Source organism: Tardiphaga sp. 619_E2_N8_4 (genome assembly GCF_051810905.1).
GTDB classification, from domain to species: domain Bacteria; phylum Pseudomonadota; class Alphaproteobacteria; order Rhizobiales; family Xanthobacteraceae; genus Tardiphaga; species Tardiphaga robiniae.
In genome coordinates, this window is record NZ_JBPWQJ010000001.1 from 1,215,250 (window position 1) to 1,235,777 (window position 20,528).

At 61.8% G+C, this 20,528-nt stretch carries 20 protein-coding genes; 12 read left to right on the forward strand and 8 right to left on the reverse strand.

Annotated elements, in window-relative coordinates; genetic code table 11:
• From AB8A23_RS05790 to AB8A23_RS05800, 3 genes are all read left to right on the forward strand, one after another.
• On the forward strand, nt 1-2,571 hold the full coding sequence (locus AB8A23_RS05790) for an ABC transporter permease (RefSeq protein WP_439060170.1): 2,571 nt from the start codon (nt 1-3) through the stop codon (nt 2,569-2,571).
• A gap of 312 nt (nt 2,572-2,883) precedes the next feature.
• The gene (locus AB8A23_RS05795) at nt 2,884-3,672 is read left to right on the forward strand and encodes a Bax inhibitor-1/YccA family protein (protein ID WP_089263288.1); all 789 of its coding nucleotides are present in this window, start codon (nt 2,884-2,886) and stop codon (nt 3,670-3,672) included.
• 83 nt (nt 3,673-3,755) lie between these two features.
• On the forward strand, nt 3,756-4,280 hold the full coding sequence (locus AB8A23_RS05800; RefSeq protein WP_439060169.1) for a GNAT family N-acetyltransferase: 525 nt from the start codon (nt 3,756-3,758) through the stop codon (nt 4,278-4,280).
• Between the two features lie 15 nt (nt 4,281-4,295).
• Here the strand turns inward: AB8A23_RS05800 and AB8A23_RS05805 are convergent, their stop codons facing one another.
• The 3 genes from AB8A23_RS05805 to acnA form a co-directional block, all read right to left on the reverse strand.
• Nucleotides 4,296-4,658 carry a DUF2794 domain-containing protein gene (locus AB8A23_RS05805; protein WP_089263291.1) on the reverse strand — a complete coding sequence of 121 codons (363 nt, stop codon included), beginning with the start codon at nt 4,656-4,658 and terminating at the stop codon, nt 4,296-4,298.
• A 436-nt stretch (nt 4,659-5,094) separates the two neighbouring features.
• Nucleotides 5,095-5,847: a DUF1223 domain-containing protein gene (locus tag AB8A23_RS05810; protein WP_439060168.1), complete on the reverse strand. Its 753-nt coding sequence runs from the start codon at nt 5,845-5,847 to the stop codon at nt 5,095-5,097.
• A 167-nt stretch (nt 5,848-6,014) separates the two neighbouring features.
• Nucleotides 6,015-8,735: an aconitate hydratase AcnA gene (gene acnA / locus AB8A23_RS05815; RefSeq protein ID WP_439060167.1), complete on the reverse strand. Its 2,721-nt coding sequence runs from the start codon at nt 8,733-8,735 to the stop codon at nt 6,015-6,017.
• Nucleotides 8,736-8,965: 230 nt separating this feature from the next.
• On the opposite strand from acnA, the gene ccmA reads away from it, so the two are divergent.
• From ccmA to AB8A23_RS05840, 5 genes are all read left to right on the forward strand, one after another.
• On the forward strand, nt 8,966-9,568 hold the full coding sequence (gene ccmA, locus AB8A23_RS05820; RefSeq protein ID WP_120287613.1) for a heme ABC exporter ATP-binding protein CcmA: 603 nt from the start codon (nt 8,966-8,968) through the stop codon (nt 9,566-9,568).
• The gene (ccmB, locus tag AB8A23_RS05825; protein WP_089263299.1) at nt 9,565-10,233 is read left to right on the forward strand and encodes a heme exporter protein CcmB; all 669 of its coding nucleotides are present in this window, start codon (nt 9,565-9,567) and stop codon (nt 10,231-10,233) included. Before ccmA ends, ccmB begins: the two co-directional genes overlap by 4 nt.
• Nucleotides 10,234-10,356: 123 nt before the next feature.
• The gene (locus AB8A23_RS05830) at nt 10,357-11,094 is read left to right on the forward strand and encodes a heme ABC transporter permease (protein WP_439060166.1); all 738 of its coding nucleotides are present in this window, start codon (nt 10,357-10,359) and stop codon (nt 11,092-11,094) included.
• On the forward strand, nt 11,094-11,273 hold the full coding sequence (gene ccmD, locus AB8A23_RS05835) for a heme exporter protein CcmD (protein ID WP_068730071.1): 180 nt from the start codon (nt 11,094-11,096) through the stop codon (nt 11,271-11,273). Before AB8A23_RS05830 ends, ccmD begins: the two co-directional genes overlap by 1 nt.
• Complete coding sequence (locus AB8A23_RS05840; RefSeq protein ID WP_439060165.1) at nt 11,270-11,848, forward strand: DsbE family thiol:disulfide interchange protein; 579 nt, start codon at nt 11,270-11,272, stop codon at nt 11,846-11,848. The genes ccmD and AB8A23_RS05840 overlap by 4 nt, the downstream gene beginning before the upstream one ends.
• A gap of 3 nt (nt 11,849-11,851) precedes the next feature.
• On the opposite strand, the gene AB8A23_RS05845 is transcribed toward AB8A23_RS05840, so the two are convergent.
• Nucleotides 11,852-12,247, reverse strand: a complete 396-nt coding sequence (locus AB8A23_RS05845) for a nuclear transport factor 2 family protein (protein ID WP_439060164.1) — start codon at nt 12,245-12,247, stop codon at nt 11,852-11,854.
• Between the two features lie 132 nt (nt 12,248-12,379).
• Here AB8A23_RS05845 and AB8A23_RS05850 point away from each other — a divergent pair, with 132 nt between their 5' ends.
• Nucleotides 12,380-12,886, forward strand: a complete 507-nt coding sequence (locus AB8A23_RS05850) for an Lrp/AsnC family transcriptional regulator (protein WP_439060163.1) — start codon at nt 12,380-12,382, stop codon at nt 12,884-12,886.
• 101 nt (nt 12,887-12,987) lie between these two features.
• Nucleotides 12,988-13,359: a ComEA family DNA-binding protein gene (locus tag AB8A23_RS05855; protein ID WP_089263307.1), complete on the forward strand. Its 372-nt coding sequence runs from the start codon at nt 12,988-12,990 to the stop codon at nt 13,357-13,359.
• Nucleotides 13,360-13,434: 75 nt separating this feature from the next.
• On the opposite strand, the gene AB8A23_RS05860 is transcribed toward AB8A23_RS05855, so the two are convergent.
• Nucleotides 13,435-14,340 (reverse strand): LysR substrate-binding domain-containing protein, encoded by a 906-nt coding sequence (locus tag AB8A23_RS05860; protein WP_439060162.1) that lies wholly within the window; start codon nt 14,338-14,340, stop codon nt 13,435-13,437.
• 237 nt (nt 14,341-14,577) lie between these two features.
• On the opposite strand from AB8A23_RS05860, the gene katG reads away from it, so the two are divergent.
• Both katG and AB8A23_RS05870 read left to right on the forward strand, forming a co-directional pair.
• Nucleotides 14,578-16,782, forward strand: a complete 2,205-nt coding sequence (gene katG / locus AB8A23_RS05865) for a catalase/peroxidase HPI (protein WP_439060161.1) — start codon at nt 14,578-14,580, stop codon at nt 16,780-16,782.
• Nucleotides 16,783-17,002: 220 nt separating this feature from the next.
• Nucleotides 17,003-17,608 (forward strand): glutathione S-transferase family protein, encoded by a 606-nt coding sequence (locus AB8A23_RS05870; protein WP_089263313.1) that lies wholly within the window; start codon nt 17,003-17,005, stop codon nt 17,606-17,608.
• Between the two features lie 6 nt (nt 17,609-17,614).
• Here AB8A23_RS05870 and fabI read toward each other — a convergent pair whose 3' ends face one another.
• From fabI to fabA, 3 genes are all read right to left on the reverse strand, one after another.
• Entirely contained in the window at nt 17,615-18,421 is an 807-nt protein-coding gene (gene fabI / locus AB8A23_RS05875; protein WP_439060160.1) for an enoyl-ACP reductase FabI, read from the reverse strand.
• A 4-nt stretch (nt 18,422-18,425) separates the two neighbouring features.
• Nucleotides 18,426-19,652, reverse strand: a complete 1,227-nt coding sequence (gene fabB / locus AB8A23_RS05880; RefSeq protein WP_068730055.1) for a beta-ketoacyl-ACP synthase I — start codon at nt 19,650-19,652, stop codon at nt 18,426-18,428.
• Between the two features lie 82 nt (nt 19,653-19,734).
• Nucleotides 19,735-20,274: a bifunctional 3-hydroxydecanoyl-ACP dehydratase/trans-2-decenoyl-ACP isomerase gene (gene fabA / locus AB8A23_RS05885; protein ID WP_210269351.1), complete on the reverse strand. Its 540-nt coding sequence runs from the start codon at nt 20,272-20,274 to the stop codon at nt 19,735-19,737.
• Between the last annotated feature and the right edge of the window lie 254 nt (nt 20,275-20,528).

Here is a 20,528-nt window from a genome sequence, read left to right on the forward strand (position 1 = left end):
ATGACCACTATCACCGAGACCATTCCTAACAGCCGAGGCCCGTCGCTGGCGTTGCGTTACGCTTTCCGCGAGATGCGCAGCGGCCTGCGCGGCTTCTACGTTTTCATCGCCTGCATCGCGCTGGGCGTCATGGCCATCGCCGGCGTCGGTTCGGTCGCGGCAAGTCTCGGCGAGGGCGTGGCGCGCGAAGGCCGTACGCTGCTCGGCGGCGACGTGGCATTCTCGCTGATGCAGCGTGAGGCCAAGCCGGAAGAACTCGCCTTCTTGCGCGCACGCGGTGCAGTGTCGGTTGCCGCAACGCTGCGCGGCATGGCGCGCGCGCCGGACGGCAATCTTGCGCTTGTTGAGATCAAGGCCGTCGATGGCAGCTATCCCTTGCTCGGCAAGGCGACCCTGGCGCCGGACATGCCGATGAGCGATCTGCTCGCCGAACGTGACGGGGCCTATGGCGCCGCGACGGATACGACATTGATGGCCCGGCTAGGCCTAAAGGTTGGTGACCGCCTCACGGTCGGTAATGCGACGTTCGAGCTTCGCAGCGAAATTTCAGCGGAGCCCGACAAGCTCGCCGGCGGTGTCGGTTTCGCGCCGCGTTTCCTCACCAGTGAGGACGCTCTGCGCGCCACCAAGCTTCTGCAGCCCGGCAGTCTGGTGCGCTGGATCTACCGTGTTCGCCTGCCGGACACCGTTTCCGGCGATCGCGCTGCCAAGGCGCTGGCCGACGATGCACGTGCCCAATTGCCGCAAGCCGGCTGGGAAATCCGTTCGCGCGACAACGCGTCGCCGCAGCTTGAGCGTACCATCACGCGATTCACCCAGTTCCTGACATTGGTCGGCCTCGCGTCCCTGCTGGTCGGCGGCGTCGGCGTTGCCAATGCCGTGAAGAGCCATATTGATCGCCGCCGCGATGTCATCGCGTCGTTGAAAGCGCTTGGCGCGACTGGCCGCGACGTATTCGCGATCTACCTCACCCAGGTACTGGTGCTGGCGGTGATCGGCTCGCTGATCGGTATGGTGGTCGGTGCGTCCTTGCCGTTTGCCATTGTCGGCCTGTTCGGCAAGCTGCTGCCGCTGCCGGTGGTGCCGGCGCTTCATCTCGGTGAGCTGGCATTGTCGTTGCTGTACGGGCTGCTGACGGCGCTGGCCTTCGGCCTATGGCCCTTGGCGCGCGTACACGACGTGCCGGTTGCGGCGCTGTTTCGTGATGCGGCACTGACGGAATCGCACCGGCCGAAGCTGCGCTATATGCTCTGGATGGCACTCGTGGTCGGGCTACTGATCGCGGTGGTGGTCGGGCTCGCTTACGACAAACGTGTCGCTGCCGTATTTGTGGTGTCGTCGATGGTCGTGTTCGCCTTGCTGCGCGGTATCGCCGGCGCATTGATGGCTTTTGCGCGCAAATTACCGCGGCCGAGCATGACCATGCTGCGGCTGGCTATTGCCAATATCTACCGGCCGGGCGCGCTGACGCCGTCGGTGGTGATGTCGCTCGGGCTCGGCCTGACGGTGCTGGTGACCGTCACCCAGATCGACGGCAATCTGCGCCGGCAGTTCATGGCAGCGCTGCCGGAGAAGGCGCCGTCGTTCTATTTCATCGACATTCCCTCCACCGAGGCAGACCGCTTCAGCGCATTTCTCAAGGAGAAGCAGCCGCAGTCGACCGTCGAGGATGTGCCGATGTTGCGCGGCCGGATCGTTGCCGCGCGCGGCGTCAAGGCGGAAGACCTCAAACCGTCATCCGATGCCGAATGGGTGCTGCAGAGCGACCGTGGCCTCAGTTACACCAACGAGGTTCCGCGTGGCTCCAAGCTGGTCGAGGGCGAATGGTGGGCACCCGACTATAGCGGGCCGCCACTGGTGTCGTTCGAGAAGAAGCTGGCCGACGGGCTCGGGCTCAAGCTCGGCGACGAGGTCACCGTCAATGTACTCGGCCGCGATATCACCGCCAGGATCGGCAATATGCGGTCCGTCGACTGGCAGAGCCTCGGCATCAATTTCGTGCTGGTGTTCTCGCCCAATACCTTCCGCGGTGCGCCGCATACCCATATTGCCACGCTGACCGAACCGAAGTCCGATCCCTCCCAGGACGCCGGTCTGGTCAAGGCGGTGGCCGACGCATTCCCAATGATCACGACCGTCCGGGTCCGGGAAGCGCTCGACACTGTGGGATCGGTTGTCACAAATCTCGTGCTGGCGATCCGCGGTACCAGCGCGGTGACGCTGCTCTCGGCCATTCTCGTGCTCGGTGGCGCGCTGGCCGCCGGTCACCGGCATCGCGTCTATGACGCCGTTATCCTCAAGACTCTCGGCGCCACGCGTGCGCGGCTTCTGGGTGCCTATGCACTCGAATATCTGATGATCGGCCTGGCCACGGCGGTGTTTGGGGTCATCGCCGGCTCGGTGGCGGCGTGGCTGATCGTCACGCGCCTGATGACGCTGAGCTTCGTCTGGCAGGCTGGCAGCGCGGCTGGCGTCGTGCTGGCGGCGCTAATTGTCACAGTGGGCCTGGGCCTGGTGGGTACGTTGGTAGCCTTGAACCAGAAGCCTGCCACCGTGTTACGGAATTTGTGACCTGTTTTGACACGAAGCAGCCTTTGCGCGGGCTGATTCGTGCAAAATGACTGAGAAATCGCCAAGCTTGCGTCAGGCTGAAAGTTTACCCGGTTGCCTGAATGCAAATCGGAGCGACATTCCGCCACGCGTGGAAGCTTGCAGCGAATGTGTTAGTTTACCACATACCCTTTGGGTCAGACATCGAGTGCAGATGACGTCGATTTTTTATGAAATCGAGTTTAGTGTCAGGAAGCGCAGATATCTGGGATATAATTTGAACCGGCGACGCGAACCCTTTGCGATCAGCCGGACAACATCGAGGTTTCGACCATGTCGGATCTAGACCGTAACTATGCTTCCCCCTTCGGCCGGGCCGGCGCGCGCGATGCCGCTGCCGTGGACGCCGGACTGCGCTCCTACATGCTGCGCATCTACAACTACATGACGATCGGTCTGGCCATCACCGGCCTGGCTGCTCTCGGCGTGTACATGGCGGCTGTCACGACCGATCCGTCGGGCGCTGCTGCCCGGATCGGTAGCTCCTACCTGACGCCGTTCGGCTATGCGATGTTCGTGAGCCCGCTGAAATGGGTGTTCATCCTGGCGCCTCTGGTCATGGTGTTCGCCATCTCGTTCGGCATCAACCGGCTGAAGCCGGCCACCGCGCAACTGCTGTTCTGGGCCTTCGCGGCTCTGATGGGCATCTCGCTGTCGTCGATCTTCCTAGTATACACGCACACGTCGATCGTGCGGGTGTTCTTCATCACCGCTGCCTCGTTCGGTGCGCTGAGCCTCTACGGCTACACCACCAAGCGTGACATGACGGGCATGGGCTCGTTCCTGCTGATGGGCCTGTTCGGCATCATCATCGCGAGCGTCGTGAACATCTTCGTGGCGTCGTCGATGCTCCAGTTCATTGTGTCGGTTGTCGGCGTGCTGATCTTCGCAGGCCTCACAGCCTACGATACCCAGCGGTTGAAGAACGACTACATCTACGGTTACGCCTCGCAGGGCGGCGATATCGCCGAGCGCGCGGCGATCACCGGTGCCCTGTCGCTCTACTTGAACTTCATCAACCTGTTCACGCTGCTGCTGCAGCTGCTCGGACAGCGCGAATAAGCTTCAGAACATCAAGAAGATCTTAGCCCCGGCCGAAAGGCCGGGGCTTTTCTTTTGGGTGGAGCAAAAATAGTCTCAGCGCCATGTCCGATATTGAAATCAGGCCCGCCACGGCGGCAGATCTGCCCGCGATCACCGCGATCTATGCCGAGGCGGTGCAGTTCGGCACGGCCACGTTCGAACTGATCCCGCCAGATTTGGCCGAGATGACGCGGCGTTTCGAGGGGATGGTGAGCGGGGGCTATCCGTATCTCGCGGCTGTGCTGGAAGGCCGGGTTGTCGGCTATGCCTATGCCAGCGCGCATCGCCCGCGACCGGCCTATCGCTTTACCGTCGAGAATTCGATTTATCTCGATCCGAAAGCCCAACGGCGAGGCGTTGGCGGCAAACTTCTCGCGCGGCTGATCGCCGAATGCGAGAACCGCGGCTACCGCCAGATGGTCGCCGTGATCGGTGACAGCGCCAATGCCGGCTCCATCGCGGTTCATCGCAATGCCGGGTTTCAGATGGTTGGGGTGCATCCCGATGTCGGGTTCAAGTTCGATCGCTGGCTTGATACCGTTTCGATGCAGCTCGCACTTGGCGACGGCGCCCGCACGCTGCCCTGACGCTCTGCGAATCGATTACACCACCGCCAGCTTGCGATCGATCACCAGGAGCACGCGGTCGAGTTCTTGGCCGCGGCGCAGAATCATGCCGCTGGCCGAAATCACGCTATACATGCCCTGCTTGCGCGCCAGCCGCGGATCTTTCTCGATGCGATAGAGCGGCACTTCCGACGAGCGGCGGAACACCGAGAACACCGCGCGGTCGCGCAGAAAGTCGATGGCGTAATCGCGCCACTCGCCGTCGGAGACCATACGGCCGTACAGATTGAGGATGCGGCTGAGCTCAAGGCGGTTGAAGCTGACGACGGGCGCGGCGGCGGCAGAGCCCGTCGCCGCGCGATTCTCGGTGGGCTCAGTATCTCCCGGAATCACATTCATGCAGCGCCTCCTGTCATATCGCCGACATGATCGCGCCGACCGCGGTCCTCTGCAAGGGCCGATCCGCAGGGTTGATGGTAGAAATTTCCCGTCACGGGAACGTCAGGTGAATCTTATTGCCGCCAAATTTTGGCCCATCGGGCGCCCTTCTGGATTGCGACAAGAAGATACTGCGTCGGGTTCGGTTCTTCCGGTCTCGGATTCCTCAGCCCCCAGCCCCCCGCGGTCGTTGGGATCGGACCCTGCGCAGGAAGTTAATCCCCACTGGGCCAACGCAAGTTGGTCCTTTTCTTTTTGGTGGATGCTTTTGCGAGACCATCAAGCGTCATTGCGATAGGCGAAGCGACGAAGGAATCCAGTTTTCGCCGAGGGCTCACAATGATGCAGGCATGCCGCGCGTAAGCGCAGCAGCTACCGAAGTTATCAATCTGAAGACTTACTGTAGCGACGTATAGGCCGCGCCGCGCATCGCGCCGGGCTTGTCGCGCGTGCCGTCTTGCACATAAACGACGGCGGCATCGACACCATCCCTGGAGATGTTCTCCAGCGGCAGCGTCCAGTTGGCGGCGTTGCCGGTCCAGTCACCGACCTTCAGCCAGTTCCGGACGACATTGTAGTAGGTCAGTTGCTTGCCGCGATTCTCGCCGCGACCGACCGTGATCGGCACTGCCTTCGACACGGAACAGATCCAGACTTCGCCATGCGCTGTATCGGGCGCATTGCTCGATGCGGCAACGGACACGTTGACGTGTTTGCCAGAGACGGACATCGACACCGGCACCGTCATCACGGTGCCTTTCTTGGTTTCGCTGATCGCGCCCTGGATACGATCGGCATCGCTGCCGATCACCTGAGTGGCGCCGTTGACGACGACTTGCGGCGTGTAGACGTCACGATCGCCGCGCATCTGTGAATAGGCCTTCTGCCGCGCGCTGAAACGCGAGTCGGCCAGCGTGTCCTTCCAGCCCAGGTAGTCCCAGTAGTCGATCGGCATGCTCAATGCGATCACGGACGGGTCTTTGGCGAGGTCGCCGATGATCTTGTCTGCAGGCGGGCAGGACGAGCAACCTTGCGAGGTAAACAGCTCCACCACGGCCCTAGGCTGGGCCAGCGCGTTACCGCTTGCTGCAATGGCGGCGCACACGCTGAGCGCGCCAGTCCACTGCGATATGCCACCAAAGGATTTCATGAGGTTTTGCCACGCTCGAGGTGAGACACATAACAGACGGTGTCGCACATTGGTGTCGCTAACACGTTCATGCCCTCAAACGCCAGAAGGCGGCCCTTCATAGGCCGCCTTCTGTTCACTAGCCACTCACTTCGCGGTGAGGCACTACGTCACACCACGTATGGGCGTCAGGCTGCAAGCTGACGCAGCACGTAATGCAGGATGCCGCCATTGCGGTAATATTCGAGCTCGTCCAGCGTATCGATGCGGCAGAGCAGCGTCTCCTTGTGGAGTGAGCCATCGGCCGACACGATTTCCGCCACCATCTGCTGGCGCGGCTTGATGTCGCCGGTCAGGCCGCGGATCGTGACCTTCTCGTCGCCCTTGAGGCCGAGTTTCTTCCACGATGAGCCGTTCTCGAAGGTTAGCGGCAGAATGCCCATGCCGACCAGATTGGATCGATGAATACGTTCGAAGCTTTCGGTAATCACGGCGCGAACGCCGAGCAGACGGGTGCCCTTTGCAGCCCAGTCGCGCGACGAACCGTTGCCGTATTCGGCACCGCCGAACACGACCAGCGGCACTTGTTCGGCCTGGTACTTCATCGCGGCGTCGTAGATCGACATCGCTTCGCCATCGGGCCAGTGCTTGGTCATGCCGCCTTCCGGTACGTTGCCGTCAGCACCCTGCATCATGAAGTTCTTGATGCGGATATTGGCAAAGGTGCCGCGCATCATCACTTCGTGGTTGCCGCGGCGCGTGCCGTACTGGTTGAAGTCGGCCGGGCGCACCTGGTGCTCCGACAGATACTTGCCCGCGGGTGAGGTGAGCTTGATCGAACCGGCAGGCGAGATGTGGTCGGTAGTGATCTTGTCGCCGAACAGAGCCAGGATGCGCGCATCGATGATGTCGGTGGTCGGCTCCGGTTCCTTCTTCATGCCTTCGAAGTAGGGTGGGTTCTGCACATAGGTCGAACCCATGTTCCACTTGTAGGTCTCGCTCTCGACCGTCTTGATCTTGCGCCAGTTGGCGTCGCCGTCGAACACGTTTGCGTACTTCTTCTTGAAGATCGTCGACGTCACGTACTTCTTGATGAAGGCGTTGATATCCTTCGTGGTCGGCCAGATGTCTTTCAGGAACACCGGCTTGCCATCTTTACCTTCGCCGATCGGCTCGATCGCGAGATTCTTGGTCACCGTACCGGCAAGTGCGTGCGCGACGACCAGCGGCGGCGAGGCGAGATAGTTTGCCTGCACGTCCGGCGAGACGCGACCCTCGAAGTTACGGTTGCCCGAAAGAACCGCTGCGGCAACGATGCCGTTGTCGTTGATCGACTTCGAAATCTCCGGCGGCAGCGGGCCGGAATTGCCGATACAGGTGGTGCAGCCGAAGCCGACGAGGTTGAAGCCGATCTTGTCGAGGTCGAGCTGCAAGCCGGAATTGGCGAGATATTCAGCGACGACCTGCGAGCCCGGCGCCAGCGAGGTCTTCACCCACGGCTTGGTCTTGAGGCCCTTGGCCACGGCGTTACGTGCCAGCAGGCCGGCGGCGATCAGCACGCTCGGATTCGAGGTGTTGGTGCAGGAGGTGATGGCAGCGATCACCACGTCGCCATGGCCGACATCGAAGTTCTTGCCCTCGACGGGGAAGCGCGCGTTGTGGTTATCCGGCTTCTTGTATTCGGTGGTTAGCGCGGCAGAGAAGCCTTCGGCGATGGCGGGCAGTGCGACGCGGCCTTCCGGACGCTTCGGGCCGGCCATCGAGGGTACGACGTCGCCGAGATCGAGCTTCAGCGTTTCGGTGAACACCGGATCGGGCGACTTGGCGGTGCGGTACAGGCCCTGCGCCTTGGCATAAGCGGCAACCAGTGCGACACGCGCCGATTTGCGGCCCGAAGTTTTCAGATAGTCGATGGTGGCGGCATCGACCGGGAAGAAGCCGCAGGTCGCGCCATATTCCGGCGCCATATTTCCGATTGTCGCCTTGTCAGCGACCGACATGGCGTCGAGGCCGGGGCCGTAGAATTCCACGAACTTGCCGACGACGCCCTGCTTGCGCAGCATCTGGGTGACGGTGAGCACGAGGTCGGTGGCGGTGACGCCTTCCTTGAGTGCGCCCGACAGCTTGAAGCCGACCACGTCGGGCAGCAGCATCGACTGCGGCTGGCCTAGCATCGCGGCTTCCGCCTCGATGCCGCCGACGCCCCAGCCGAGCACGGCGAGGCCGTTGACCATGGTGGTGTGCGAGTCGGTGCCGACCAGCGTGTCCGGATAGGCGACCTCGAAGGTGCCGGTCTTCTTGCCGACCGTCATCTTCTGCTTCTTCGTCCAGACGGTCTGGGCGAGATATTCGAGATTGACCTGGTGGCAGATGCCGGTGCCGGGCGGCACGACGGAGAAATTCGAGAACGCGCTCTGGCCCCACTTCAGGAACTCGTAGCGCTCCTTGTTCTGCTTGTACTCTTCGGCGACGTTCTTGCCGAACGCCTTGTTGTCACCGAAGAAGTTCACGATCACCGAGTGGTCGATGACCAGATCGACCGGGACCAGCGGGTTGATCTTCTTGGGATCGCCCTTCAGCGCCTGCATCGCGTTGCGCATGGCAGCAAGATCGACTACCGCGGGGACGCCAGTGAAGTCCTGCATCAGCACGCGCGCAGGGCGGAACGAGATTTCGTGCTCAAGCTTGCGCTTCTTCAGCCATTTCGAGAAAGCAACGATGTCTTCCTTCTTGACGCTGCGGCCGTCCTCGTTGCGCAGCAGATTCTCGAGCAGGACCTTCATCGAATACGGCAGCTTCGAAATGCCCGTCAGACCGTTTTTCTCAGCGAGCGGCAGGCTGTAGTACACGTAAGTTTTAGCGCCCACCTTGAGGGTTTTTTGGCACCTGAAACTGTCGAGCGAGGTCATGTGAAGGGGTCCCAATTCAGTTGACCGATACCCGGAAAATGGTACCGAGACACCGTCGGCGGAGAAGGCCGGTTTGCTTGCAGGCGCCGATTGTGTGCTGCATCAAGTTCCGACTTATAGAATCTTTCTAGAACCGCTGCCATATCGACAATCGTTTGCAGCCCTGCGAAATGATGCAACAACGCCGCGGCGACCTCTGAACCAAATCAGATGGTCATGGAAGGGTTAGGATGCGGCTCTCGGGGCGCAATTTGAGATGCCTGCGGGGGGGCCGCGAAGTCTTCGCCGGGCTCGATTTCGATGCCACGGCAGGCACGGCCGTGGCGGTCATTGGCCCTAACGGGGCAGGCAAAACCTCATTGCTGCGGTTGATCGCAGGCCTGCTGGCGCCCGCCGAGGGCTCCATCACTCTCGAGGGAGGCGACGGCGAAATGACCGTTGCCGAACAGGCCCATTACCTGGGCCACCGCGACGCCATGAAGCCGGCTTTGACGGTGACGGAAAACCTGACCTTCTGGGCCGACTTCCTCGGTGGCACGCCGGCCGATCCAGCCACGTGCATTGCAGCAGTAGGTCTCTCCCATGCCGCAGCATTGCCCGCGGGTTTCTTGTCGGCCGGCCAGCGTCGCCGGCTGTCGATTGCGCGATTGCTGACCGTCCGCCGGCCGATCTGGCTGCTCGACGAACCGACCGCAGCGCTGGATCTCGCCAGCCAGCGAGTGTTTGCGGGGCTGATGACAGATCATCTCGCATCGGGCGGGCTGGTTATTGCCGCGACCCATGGTCCGCTCGGCATTCCCGCCCGGGAGTTGCGCATCGGGGGCGAGGCGTGAGTGCCCTTGGCGCGTTGATTCGCCGTGACATCCGTATTGCCGTCCGGGTCGGCGGCGGGGCGCTGATCGGTGTGCTGTTCTTTCTGACGGTTGTCGTGCTGATGCCTTTCGCGCTGGGGCCGGATCTAGCGCTGCTGGCACGACTGGGGCCGGCGATTCTATGGCTCGGGGCGCTGCTCGCGAGCCTGCTGACGCTAGACCGGTTGTTTACCGCCGATCACGACGATGGCTCGCTGGATCTCATTCTGATGAGCCGGACGCCACTGGAACTCGCCTGCGCCGCCAAGGCTCTTGCGCACTGGCTGGCCGCGGGCGTGCCGCTGATCGTCGCGACGCCAGTGCTGGGGCTGCTGCTCAATCTCGACGGACCGGCGACGCTGGCGGTCGCCCTGACGCTGTTGGCGGGCACGCCGGCGCTGACCTTCACCGGCATGATCGGGGCTGCGCTGGCGGTGACCCTGCAGCGCGGAGGGCTCTTGCTGGCGGTGCTGGTGTTGCCGTTATCGATACCGGTGCTGATTTTCGGCGTTGCGGCCTCCAATGCGGCCATCGCCGGACAGTTGTCATTCTCGACGCCATTCTCGATCCTCTGCGCGCTATCGCTGGCGAGCCTCGTGATCGGGCCTTTCGCGGCGGCGGCGAGCCTGCGGCATGGACTGGATTGAGACAGTTGGATGGATCACGACAGGCTGAGACACTGGATTGACCTGGGTCAACTCGTCGCGAGCTATGTTGAACAAGAATAAGTTGCATTGATCGCGGACAGGGCCGCGACTATTGGAAATGCCATGACGCTGACCGAACTCGCCAATCCAACCCGGTTCCTGTCGCTCGCCACCCGCATCCTGCCGTGGCTGGCGATAGTGACGGGCGTTCTGCTCGCAATCGGCCTGTATCAGTCGGCCATGGCCCCGGATGACTACCAGCAGGGTGCTACCGTCAAGATCATGTTCATCCATGTGCCGAACGCCTGGCTATCGATGTTCGTCTGGGGGGTCATGAGCGTGGCATCGCTGGGCACGCTGGTGTGGCGGCATCCGCTCGCCGATGTCGCCGCCAAATCCGCGGCGCCGATCGGCGCGGCCTTCACCTTTCTCGCACTGGTCACGGGGTCGCTGTGGGGCCGGCCGATGTGGGGTACCTATTGGGAATGGGACGCCCGACTGACTTCGGTGCTCATTCTGTTTCTGATGTATCTCGGCCTGATCGCGCTGTGGCGCGCCGTCGAAGATCCATCGCGGGCGGCGCGCGCCGCGGCGGTGCTGACCTTGGTCGGCGCCATCAATATTCCGATCATCAAGTTCTCGGTCGATTGGTGGAATACGCTGCATCAGCCTGCGTCGGTGATGAAGATGGGCGGCTCGTCGCTCGACAAGTCGTTTCTGATTCCCCTGCTGGTGATGGCGGTGGCATTCTCACTGCTGTTCATCACGCTGCATCTCGCGGCCATGCGTAACGAGATCCTGCGGCGCCGCCTGCGCGCGCTGCAGATGCTGCAGGCCTCAAAGCCGGTGGCACTCCCGTGATGGCGCTTGGTCCCTACGCATCTTTCATCGTCACGTCCTACGCGCTGGTCGCAGCGGTGGTGCTGATCCTCATCGTGTGGATCGCCATCGATCATCGTCGCGTCCGCGCGCGGCTGCATGAGTTGGAATCCTCCGGCGTGGCGCGGCGCTCGGGTCGTGGTGCGACGGATCTCACATGACCACGCAAGCCACTCCGAAGCGCCGCTGGATGCTCGCGCTGCCTCTGCTGATCTTTGCCGCGCTCGCAGGGCTGTTCTGGTTTCGGCTCGGAGCCGACCCCGCGAAACTGCCCTCGGCATTGATCGGCCGCGCCGCGCCACAGACGACATTACCGGCACTGGAAGGCCTTACCGATAGCGGTGCGCCGGTACCGGGTCTCGATCCCGCAGCCTTCAAGGGCAAGGTCAGTCTCGTTAATGTCTGGGCATCGTGGTGCGTGCCGTGCCACGAGGAGGCACCGCTGCTGACAGAACTCGGCAAGGACAAACGGCTGCAACTGGTCGGCATCAACTACAAGGACGCACCGGACAACGCGCGCCGCTTTCTCGGTCGTTACGGCAATCCGTTCGGCATCGTTGGCGTCGACGGCAACGGCCGCGCCGCGATCGAATGGGGTGTCTATGGCGTGCCCGAAACCTTCATCGTCGGCCGCGACGGCCGCATCGCCTACAAGATGGTTGGTGGCATCACGCAGGAAAATTACGAGCGCGTGCTGAAAGTCGAGATCGACAAGGCACTGCAGGCAGGGTCCTGACGCCTATTGATCGGTCGCCTCGAGCCGCCGGGCAATATGAAACGACTTCGCGGTCACCAGCCAGGCATCGCCGATGTGATGATAGGACAGGTAGTCGCAATACCAGAGCGTATCGATCCGAACGAGAACCTTGACCAGCGCCTGGGTCGGTGCGGCGAAGTCCACCAGCAACACCGCCTGCTCGCGCGGCGCGCCCTTGCTCTTTGGCGATGGTGTAGAGGCCAGCATCGCCTTGTAGTCTGCGGCCGGCAGCAAACGTAGGCTGCCGGCGCGCAGTCCATGCAGTTGTGCACTTCCGGCAAATACCTGATCGAAATGCGAGACGTCGTTATCGAACATCAGGTCGAAGTAGCATTCGACGGCATCGAGCAGTGATTGCGTTATCAGTCGGTCGGGCATCGGGATGCTCTTTCGTTGGGAGAGTGAGTCCGACGATGACACTTGACCCCTGCGCATGTCCTTGCGAACTTGGCTAATATCGAGCGCGCTCGCGCAACGAATGGTCCTTTACTGACCTTAGATTGGTGGATCATGCCAGAAATCCAGTTGGACGATATTGATCGCCGAATTATCACGGAGCTTCAGGCCGACGGCCGCCTGAGCAACATCGAACTGGCCGATCGGGTCGGCTTGTCGCCATCGCCGTGCTTGCGGCGGGTCAAGAACCTGGAGCGAGCGAGATACATCGATGGATACCGTGCGGCGTTGCGGCGTGAGCGCGTTGGATTGGGGTTTACAGCCTTCATTGGTGTGAAGATCGACGGGCATGCCAACAAGCGTGCAATCGCTTTCGAGAAGGCCGTCGTGGAGATGCCCGAGGTGGTCGCGTGCCATCTCGTATCGGGTGAGTCCGACTACTTCCTTGAAGTCGTCGTGCCCGAACTGGCCGACTATCAACGTTTCCTTGTCAGCAAGCTTCTCAACCTGTCCATCGTGCGCGAGGTGCGGAGCAATATCGCGATTCAAACGCTGAAGGCGGGCGCGCCGCTCCCGCTCCAACACTTGAAACCGGTCGCTCCCGAAGTACGCGCGAAATAAACTTCAGCTTTTATCTGCGGTTCATTTTCGCGCCATGGCGGCGCCATGAATCCGCAGCTAGCTTGATGGCGTTACTTAACCGTCCTTGGAGGGACACCACGATGCGCCATTTCAAATTTGCTACTTTGACCGCTGCCGCTCTCACTCTGGGTCTGCTCGCATCCGCGCCGTCGATGGCGCAGTCGCCGCAGCCTGCTGCTCCCGCCGGCAAGATGGCTCCGGCCGCCACATCCAAGATGGCGCCTGCCAGCGAATCGAAGATGGCTCCGGCACCGAAGGCTGAATTGCTTGATCTCAACTCGGCGAGTGTCGAGGCGCTCGAGGCTCTGCCCGGCATCGGCAAGGCCTATTCGGCGGCCATCGTCAAAGGCCGTCCGTATAAGGGCAAGGACGAACTCGTGCAGAAGAAGATCGTGCCCGAGAAGACCTATGACGGCATCAAGGACAAGGTCATCGCCAAGCAGAAGAGCTAGGCGCGATCGCTTCGCTCGTCCGGAAACGCATCGGCGCAGCCGCGCCGGTGCGTTTTCTTTTGCGGTCCATCACGATCAGCCGATAACGCTGTCCTTCACCACATCGCCCAATGCGGCGAAGTCCGCCTTGCGCGGAGACGTCCGGCGAAAGGCGAGGCCGATGGTGCGGCCGGGCTGCGGATTCTCCAACCGCAGGAATTTGACGCGCTGGTCGCGTTGTTCGACATCGGCGGCGATCTGCGGGATCAACGTCACGCCATAGCCGCTGGCGACCATCTGCATCACCGTGGAGAGGCTGGACGCAGCGAAGGCCATGCCGTTGCTGCCGGACTGATGGCCGCGCGCTGCGGTGGCGCAGAAGGCCAGAGCCTGATCGCGCAGGCAGTGGCCGTCTTCCAGCAGGATCAATCGACTCTGGTCGATCTCCATCGCCTTGATGCGTTTTTCGGCGGGGCGGGGATCGTCTGCCGGCACCGCGAGCAGGAACAGATCGTCGAACAGCTTGGCCGTATCGATCTCAGGCTCGCCAAGCGGCAGCGCCAGCATCGCGGCATCGAGTGCGCCTGACTTGATATCGTCGACCAGTTGCTTGGTCTGCGTCTCGCGCAGCTCCAGCCGCAATTCCGGAAACTGTTTCTGTAGCACCGGCAGGATCCGCGGCAGCAGATACGGCGCGAGCGACGGGATCACGCCGAGCGTCAGCCGCCCGGTCAGGAGTCCGCCGCGATGCCGCGCAAAGTCCACCAGATCGCGCGAGGCCGCCAGCACGTCCTCGCCGCGCCGCGCCACTTCGCGCCCGACATCGGTCAGCATCACCTCGCCGGGCCGACGCTCCACCACCTTGACGCCCAGCGTCCGTTCGAGGTCGCGTATCTGCATTGACAGCGCAGGCTGGGTGACGTTGCAGGCCTCGGCCGCGCGGCCGAAATGGCCGTGTTTGGCAAGAGCGGCGAGATAGCGGAGCTGGCGGAGCGTGATCATGGATCATCAGATAAACTGATCGGGAAGCGAAGACAATTCGACTGGACCTGATCTAAGAATTCTTCCAATCTCTCGTCACGAAGTCCGACTATGGTGAGCGCCAGGCTCGCTGAGGAATTCGGCAGATAATTGAAATTAGACAGCTTTTGGAAAATTTGAGCGGGTTTTTGGTGGCGATCCGGTGTGTCGGTGTTGCCTTGGACGGCTCATATTCCAAACAGCCAGAAGGAGAGACTGATGGACACGACGAATGAGAATGGTGCCGGCAAGTGCCCCGTTGCGCATGCCCCCGCTGCCCGGGCCAATCGTGACTGGTGGCCGAACAAGCTAGACCTGTCGATTCTCCACCAGCACTCGTCGCTGTCCGATCCGATGGGCGATGCGTTTAACTACGCCGAGGAATTCAAGAAGCTTGATTACGAGGCGTTGAAAAACGACCTGCGCAAGCTGATGACCGATTCGCAGGATTGGTGGCCGGCTGATTTCGGACATTACGGTCCGCAGTTCATCCGCATGTCGTGGCACGCTGCCGGCACCTATCGGCTCAGCGATGGCCGCGGCGGTGGCGGTCGCGGTCAGCAGCGTTTCGCTCCGCTCAATTCTTGGCCGGACAACGTCAACATCGACAAGTCACGCCGCCTCCTGTGGCCGATCAAGCAGAAATACGGCAACAAGATCTCGTGGGCCGACCTGCTGATCCTGACCGGCAACGTGGCGCTGGAGACCATGGGTTTTCGCACCTTCGGTTTCGCCGGCGGTCGCGCCGACGTCTGGGAGCCTGATCAGGACGTGAATTGGGGTCCCGAATCCACGTGGCTGTCCCACCGGTCGCTCGACAAGTTCGAAGCTCCGCTTAGTGCCACGGAAATGGGCCTGATCTACGTGAATCCGGAAGGTCCAGGTGCCAGCGGCGATCCGGTAGCGGCCGCCAGCTTCATCCGCGAGACCTTCAAGCGCATGGCGATGAACGACGAGGAAACCGTGGCGCTGATCGCCGGCGGTCACACCTTCGGTAAGACCCATGGCGCTGCGCCTGAGTCCCACAAGGGTCCGGAGCCTGAAGCTGCCGGCCTGGAAGCGCAGGGCCTGGGCTGGAAGAGCAACTACGGTACTGGATCCGGTGCAGACGCCGTTGGTAGCGGCATTGAGGTCACCTGGACGCAGACGCCGGCGCAGTGGAGCAACTTCTTCTTCGAGAACCTGTTCAAGTATGAATGGGTGCAGACCCGCAGCCCCGGTGGGGCCATCCAGTGGGAGGCCAAGGACGCCGAGGAAGTGATCCCCGACGCGCATGATCCATCGAAGAAGCACAAGCCGACCATGCTCACGACGGATCTGTCCCTGCGTCTGGACCCGGCCTATGAGAAAATCTCACGCCGCTTCCTGCAGAATCCGCAGGCCTTCGCTGAAGCTTTTGCTCGGGCCTGGTTCAAGCTGACTCATCGCGACATGGGTCCGCGCGTGCGTTATCTCGGTCCGGAAGTGCCCAAGGAAGAGTTGATCTGGCAGGATCCGATCCCTGCGGTTGACTATCCGGTGATCGACGACACCGACGTCTCTGCGCTCAAGGCCAAGCTGCTGGCATCGGGCCTGACCGTGTCCGAATTGGTCAGCACGGCCTGGGCTTCGGCCTCCACCTTCCGTGGCGGCGACAAGCGTGGCGGTGCCAACGGCGCGCGCATCCGTCTGGCCCCTCAGAAGGACTGGGAGGTTAACCAGCCGGCTCAGCTAGCCAAGGTGTTGCAGGTGCTCGATGGAATCCGGAAGGAGTTCAACGCGGCGCAATCCGGTGACAAGCAGGTTTCGCTTGCCGACCTGATCGTCCTCGGCGGCAGTGCGGCGGTCGAGAAAGCCGCGAAGGATGCCGGCCTGGATGTGACCGTTCCGTTCTCTCCGGGACGTGGCGACGCCTCGCAGGCGCAAACCGATGTGGAATCCTTCGAGGTGATGGAACCGGTCGCGGACGGCTTCCGTAACTACCTTAAGGGCACGTCTGCCGTACCGGCCGAAGTATCTTTGGTGGATCGCGCGCAGTTGCTGACGCTGACTGCTCCGGAAATGACGGTTCTCGTCGGCGGCTTGCGAGTACTTGGTGCGAATTCCGGGCAGTCCGTGCGCGGTGTCTTCACCAAGACACCGGAGACGTTGACCAACGACTTCTTCATCAACCTGCTCGACATGAGCACGGAGTGGAAGGCAGTCGATGGCTCGAACAACGTGTACGAGGGACGTGATCGCAAGAGCGGCGAAGTCAAGTGGACCGGTACACGCGCCGATCTGGTTTTCGGTTCGCACTCGCAGCTGCGTGCCTTCGCGGAGGTCTATGCAAGCACCGACGCCAAGCAGAAGTTCGTGAAGGACTTCGTCAAGGCTTGGGTCAAGGTGATGAACGCGGATCGTTTCGATCTCGTCGAGAGGCCGATACTGCAGGCGGCTGAGTAACCTCGGCCCGCCACCGTGAATATGAAAGCCCCTGCGACTATGTCGCGGGGGCTTTTTCTTGTCGCGCCGCGTCATACTCAACTGTCATCACTGACACTGCCGGTTACTGGATCCCGCTTTCGCGGCGATGAGAGTTTCAAAGAGTCTGAGCGCTCTGCGTCTTGCAGCTTTCTCCGAATCCCCGCACAAATGGCAAAATGTTTCTCCGGAGGATCTCCAGATGATGAAACTCTACTGGTCGCCGCGCTCGCGCTCATTCACGGCGCTTTGGCTGATGGAGGAAACCGGCGTCGCCTATGAGCGCGTGCTGACCGATATCTCCACCGGTGCGCAGCGCACGCTGGAATTCCTCGCCGTCAATCCGATGGGCAAGGTGCCGGCTCTGCAGGACGGCGACGCCACCATGGCCGAGGCTGCGGCCATCTGCGCTTATGTTGCCGAACGCTACCCCGAGGCGAAGCTGGCACCTCCACTCGGCGATTCTCATCGCGCGAAATATCTCTATTGGCTGTTCTTTGCGCCGGGCTGTATCGAACCGGCGATCGCACAGATCGCGACCAAGATGGAGCTGAATCCGGTGGCCGCGGGCTGGGGCGATGCGCAGCGCGTGTTCGATGTGCTCGAAGCCGCGCTTGATGAAGGTCCATGGATTCTTGGCGCACAATTCTCTGCCGCCGATATCGCGATCGGTTCAGGACTGAACTTTGCCGTGCGCAATTTCAAGATGGTCCCGTCGCGCCCGGCGTTCGAGCGCTATCTCGACCGTTGCAGCGCTCGTCCGGCCTTCCAGCGGGCAATGGAATTTGCATCGGGGGAAAAGACGTAAGGCGAATTACTCGCTTGGGTCTGCCTTCAACGCATCCGGATGCGGCATCGAGATGATGTTGTAGCCGGAGTCGACGAAATGCGTTTCGCCGGTCACGCCGCCGGAAAGATCCGACAGCAGATACAGCGCAGTGCCGCCGAGTTCTTCCAGTGTTACGCCGCGGCCGAGCGGCGAATGCTTCTGCTGGAATGCGAACATCGCGCGGGAATCGCCGATGCCCGAGCCGGCCAGTGTACGTACCGGGCCAGCCGACACAGCGTTGACGCGAATGCCCTGGCGGCCAAAGTCAGATGCGAGATAACGCACCGAGGCTTCGAGAGCGGCCTTGGCAACGCCCATGACATTGTAGTTCGGCATCACGCGGGTCGATCCGCCAAAAGTTAGCGTGATCATTGCGCTGCCGGGCTTCATGATTTCCGACGCGCGCTTGGCGATTTCGGTGAAGGAGAAGCAGGAGATCACCATGGTGCGCGAGAAGTTCGCACGCGTGGTGTCGGCGTAGCGGCCCTTGAGTTCGTTCTTGTCGGAGAAACCGATGGCGTGGACCAGGAAATCCAGCCTGCCCCATTTCTCCTTGATCGCAGAGAACGTAGCATCGACGCTGGTGATGTCCTCGACGTCGCAGGGCAGGATCAGATCCGCATTGAGCGATTCCGCCAGCGGCTTGACGCGCTTGCCAAGCGCATCGCCTTGATAGGTGAAAGCCAGTTCGGCACCCTGCGCATGCAGGGCCTTGGCGATTCCCCACGCGATCGAATGATCATTGGCGACGCCCATGATCAATCCGCGCTTGCCCTGCATCAGTGATGGCATCGCGTTATGCGTCCATCCGCTTGAAGACCAGCGTGGCGTTGGTGCCGCCGAAGCCGAAGGAGTTCGACAGCACGGTGCCGACCTTCACATTGTCGATGCGCTTGCGCACGATCGGCATGTCGGCGAACACCGGATCGAGTTCGGTGATGTTGCCGCTCTCGCAGATAAACCCGTTCTGCATCATCAGCAGCGAGTAGATTGCTTCCTGCACGCCGGTGGCGCCGAGCGAGTGGCCGGTGAGGGCCTTGGTCGCCGAGATTGGCGGGCATTTCTCGCCAGTGCCGAACACGTTGCGGATCGCCTGCATTTCCGGCGGATCGCCGGCGGGTGTCGAGGTCGCATGCGGGTTGATGTAGTCGATTTTGATGCCGCCGGTGGTGGCCAGCGCCATCTTCATGCAACGCTCTGCGCCTTCGCCGGATGGAGCGACCATGTCGTAGCCGTCCGAGGTGGCGCCGTAGCCGATGATTTCGCCATAGATCTTGGCGCCGCGTGCTTTCGCGTGCTCGAGTTCTTCGACCACGACCACGCCGGCGCCGCCGGCGATGACGAAGCCGTCACGGCTGACGTCATAGGGACGCGAGGCCGTCGATGGGGTGTCGTTATACTTAGAGGACATTGCGCCCATGGCGTCGAACAGCACCGAGAGCGACCAGTCGAGCTCTTCGCAGCCGCCGGCGAATACGACGTCCTGCTTGCCCCACTGGATCATCTCATAGGCATTGCCGATGCAGTGGTTCGAGGTCGCGCAGGCCGAAGAGATCGAATAGTTCACGCCCTTGATCTTGAACCAGGTCGCGAGCGTGGCGGATGCCGTCGAGGACATCGCCTTCGGCACCGCGAACGGACCAACGCGCTTCGGACCCTTCGTTCGCGTGATGTCCGCGGCTTCGACGATGGTGCGTGCGGAAGGTCCGCCCGAGCCCATGATGATGCCGGTGCGCTCGTTCGAGATGTCCGACTCTTCGAGACCCGAGTCCTGAATCGCCTGCTCCATGGCGATGTGATTCCATGCGGCGCCTTCGCCGAGGAAGCGCATCGCGCGGCGGTCGATCACATCGGCCGGATTGATGGTCGGTGCGCCCTGCACCTGCGAACGGAAACCGAGCTCTGCGTATTTGTCGGCGCGCGTGATGCCCGACTTTGCCTCATGGAGGCTCGCAAGCACTTCCTGAGTGTTGTTTCCGATAGATGAGACAATGCCCATCCCCGTGACGACAACCCGCCTCATGATCGCCTCGCCCTTTGAATTACGTTGTTGTGGAACTGGCGGTCGCCCCCTCGGAGACCGCCGTTGAATGGCACCCGGTAGATCACGTTCCCGGCTGCAATGCGGCAGGTGCTTCCTGCTTGAACAGGCCGACCTTCAGGTCCTTGGCGCGATAGATAATCTCGCCATCGGCCGAAAGCGAGCCGTCGGCAATCCCCAACCACAATTTTGAACGCATCACGCGCTTGATATCGATGGTGTACACGACCTTTTTGACGTTCGGGAGAACCTGGCCGGAAAACTTCAGCTCGCTGAGCCCGAGCGCGCGACCGGGGCCGATGCCGCCCGACCAGCCCAGAAAGAACCCGACCATCTGCCACATGGCGTCGAGGCCGAGGCAGCCCGGCATGACCGGATCGCCCTTGAAGTGGCAGGCAAAGAACCAGAGGTCCGAATTGACGTCGAGTTCAGCGCGCACGAGACCCTTGCCGAATTCGCCGCCATCAGCCGTGATCTCGGTGATGCGGTCGAACATCAGCATCGGCGGCAGCGGCAATTGCGCATTGCCGGGTCCGAACAGCTCGCCGCGGCCGCAGGCCAGCAGGTCTTCATATGCGTAGCTGTTGCGTTGTTCCTGGATCATGCCGGCTTTCTGGGTCCATCGATGGTGGTGGCTGCCCGGGTCGAGTCGCCACATATAGAATTGTTCCAAATGACACGGGAACTTGCCCCGGCTGGGCGCTCTCTATCATAGGCTTATGGGGCGGCAAAGCGGCGGATCGCCTGCTTTTGGCGGGTTATTGACCATGTTGCGATGCACTGCGGAAGCATCCCTTCTGATGCATGGCTCCTAGTTGCGAAAACCTTGCATCTGAGGCCCCGCCTTTCTATAATAGA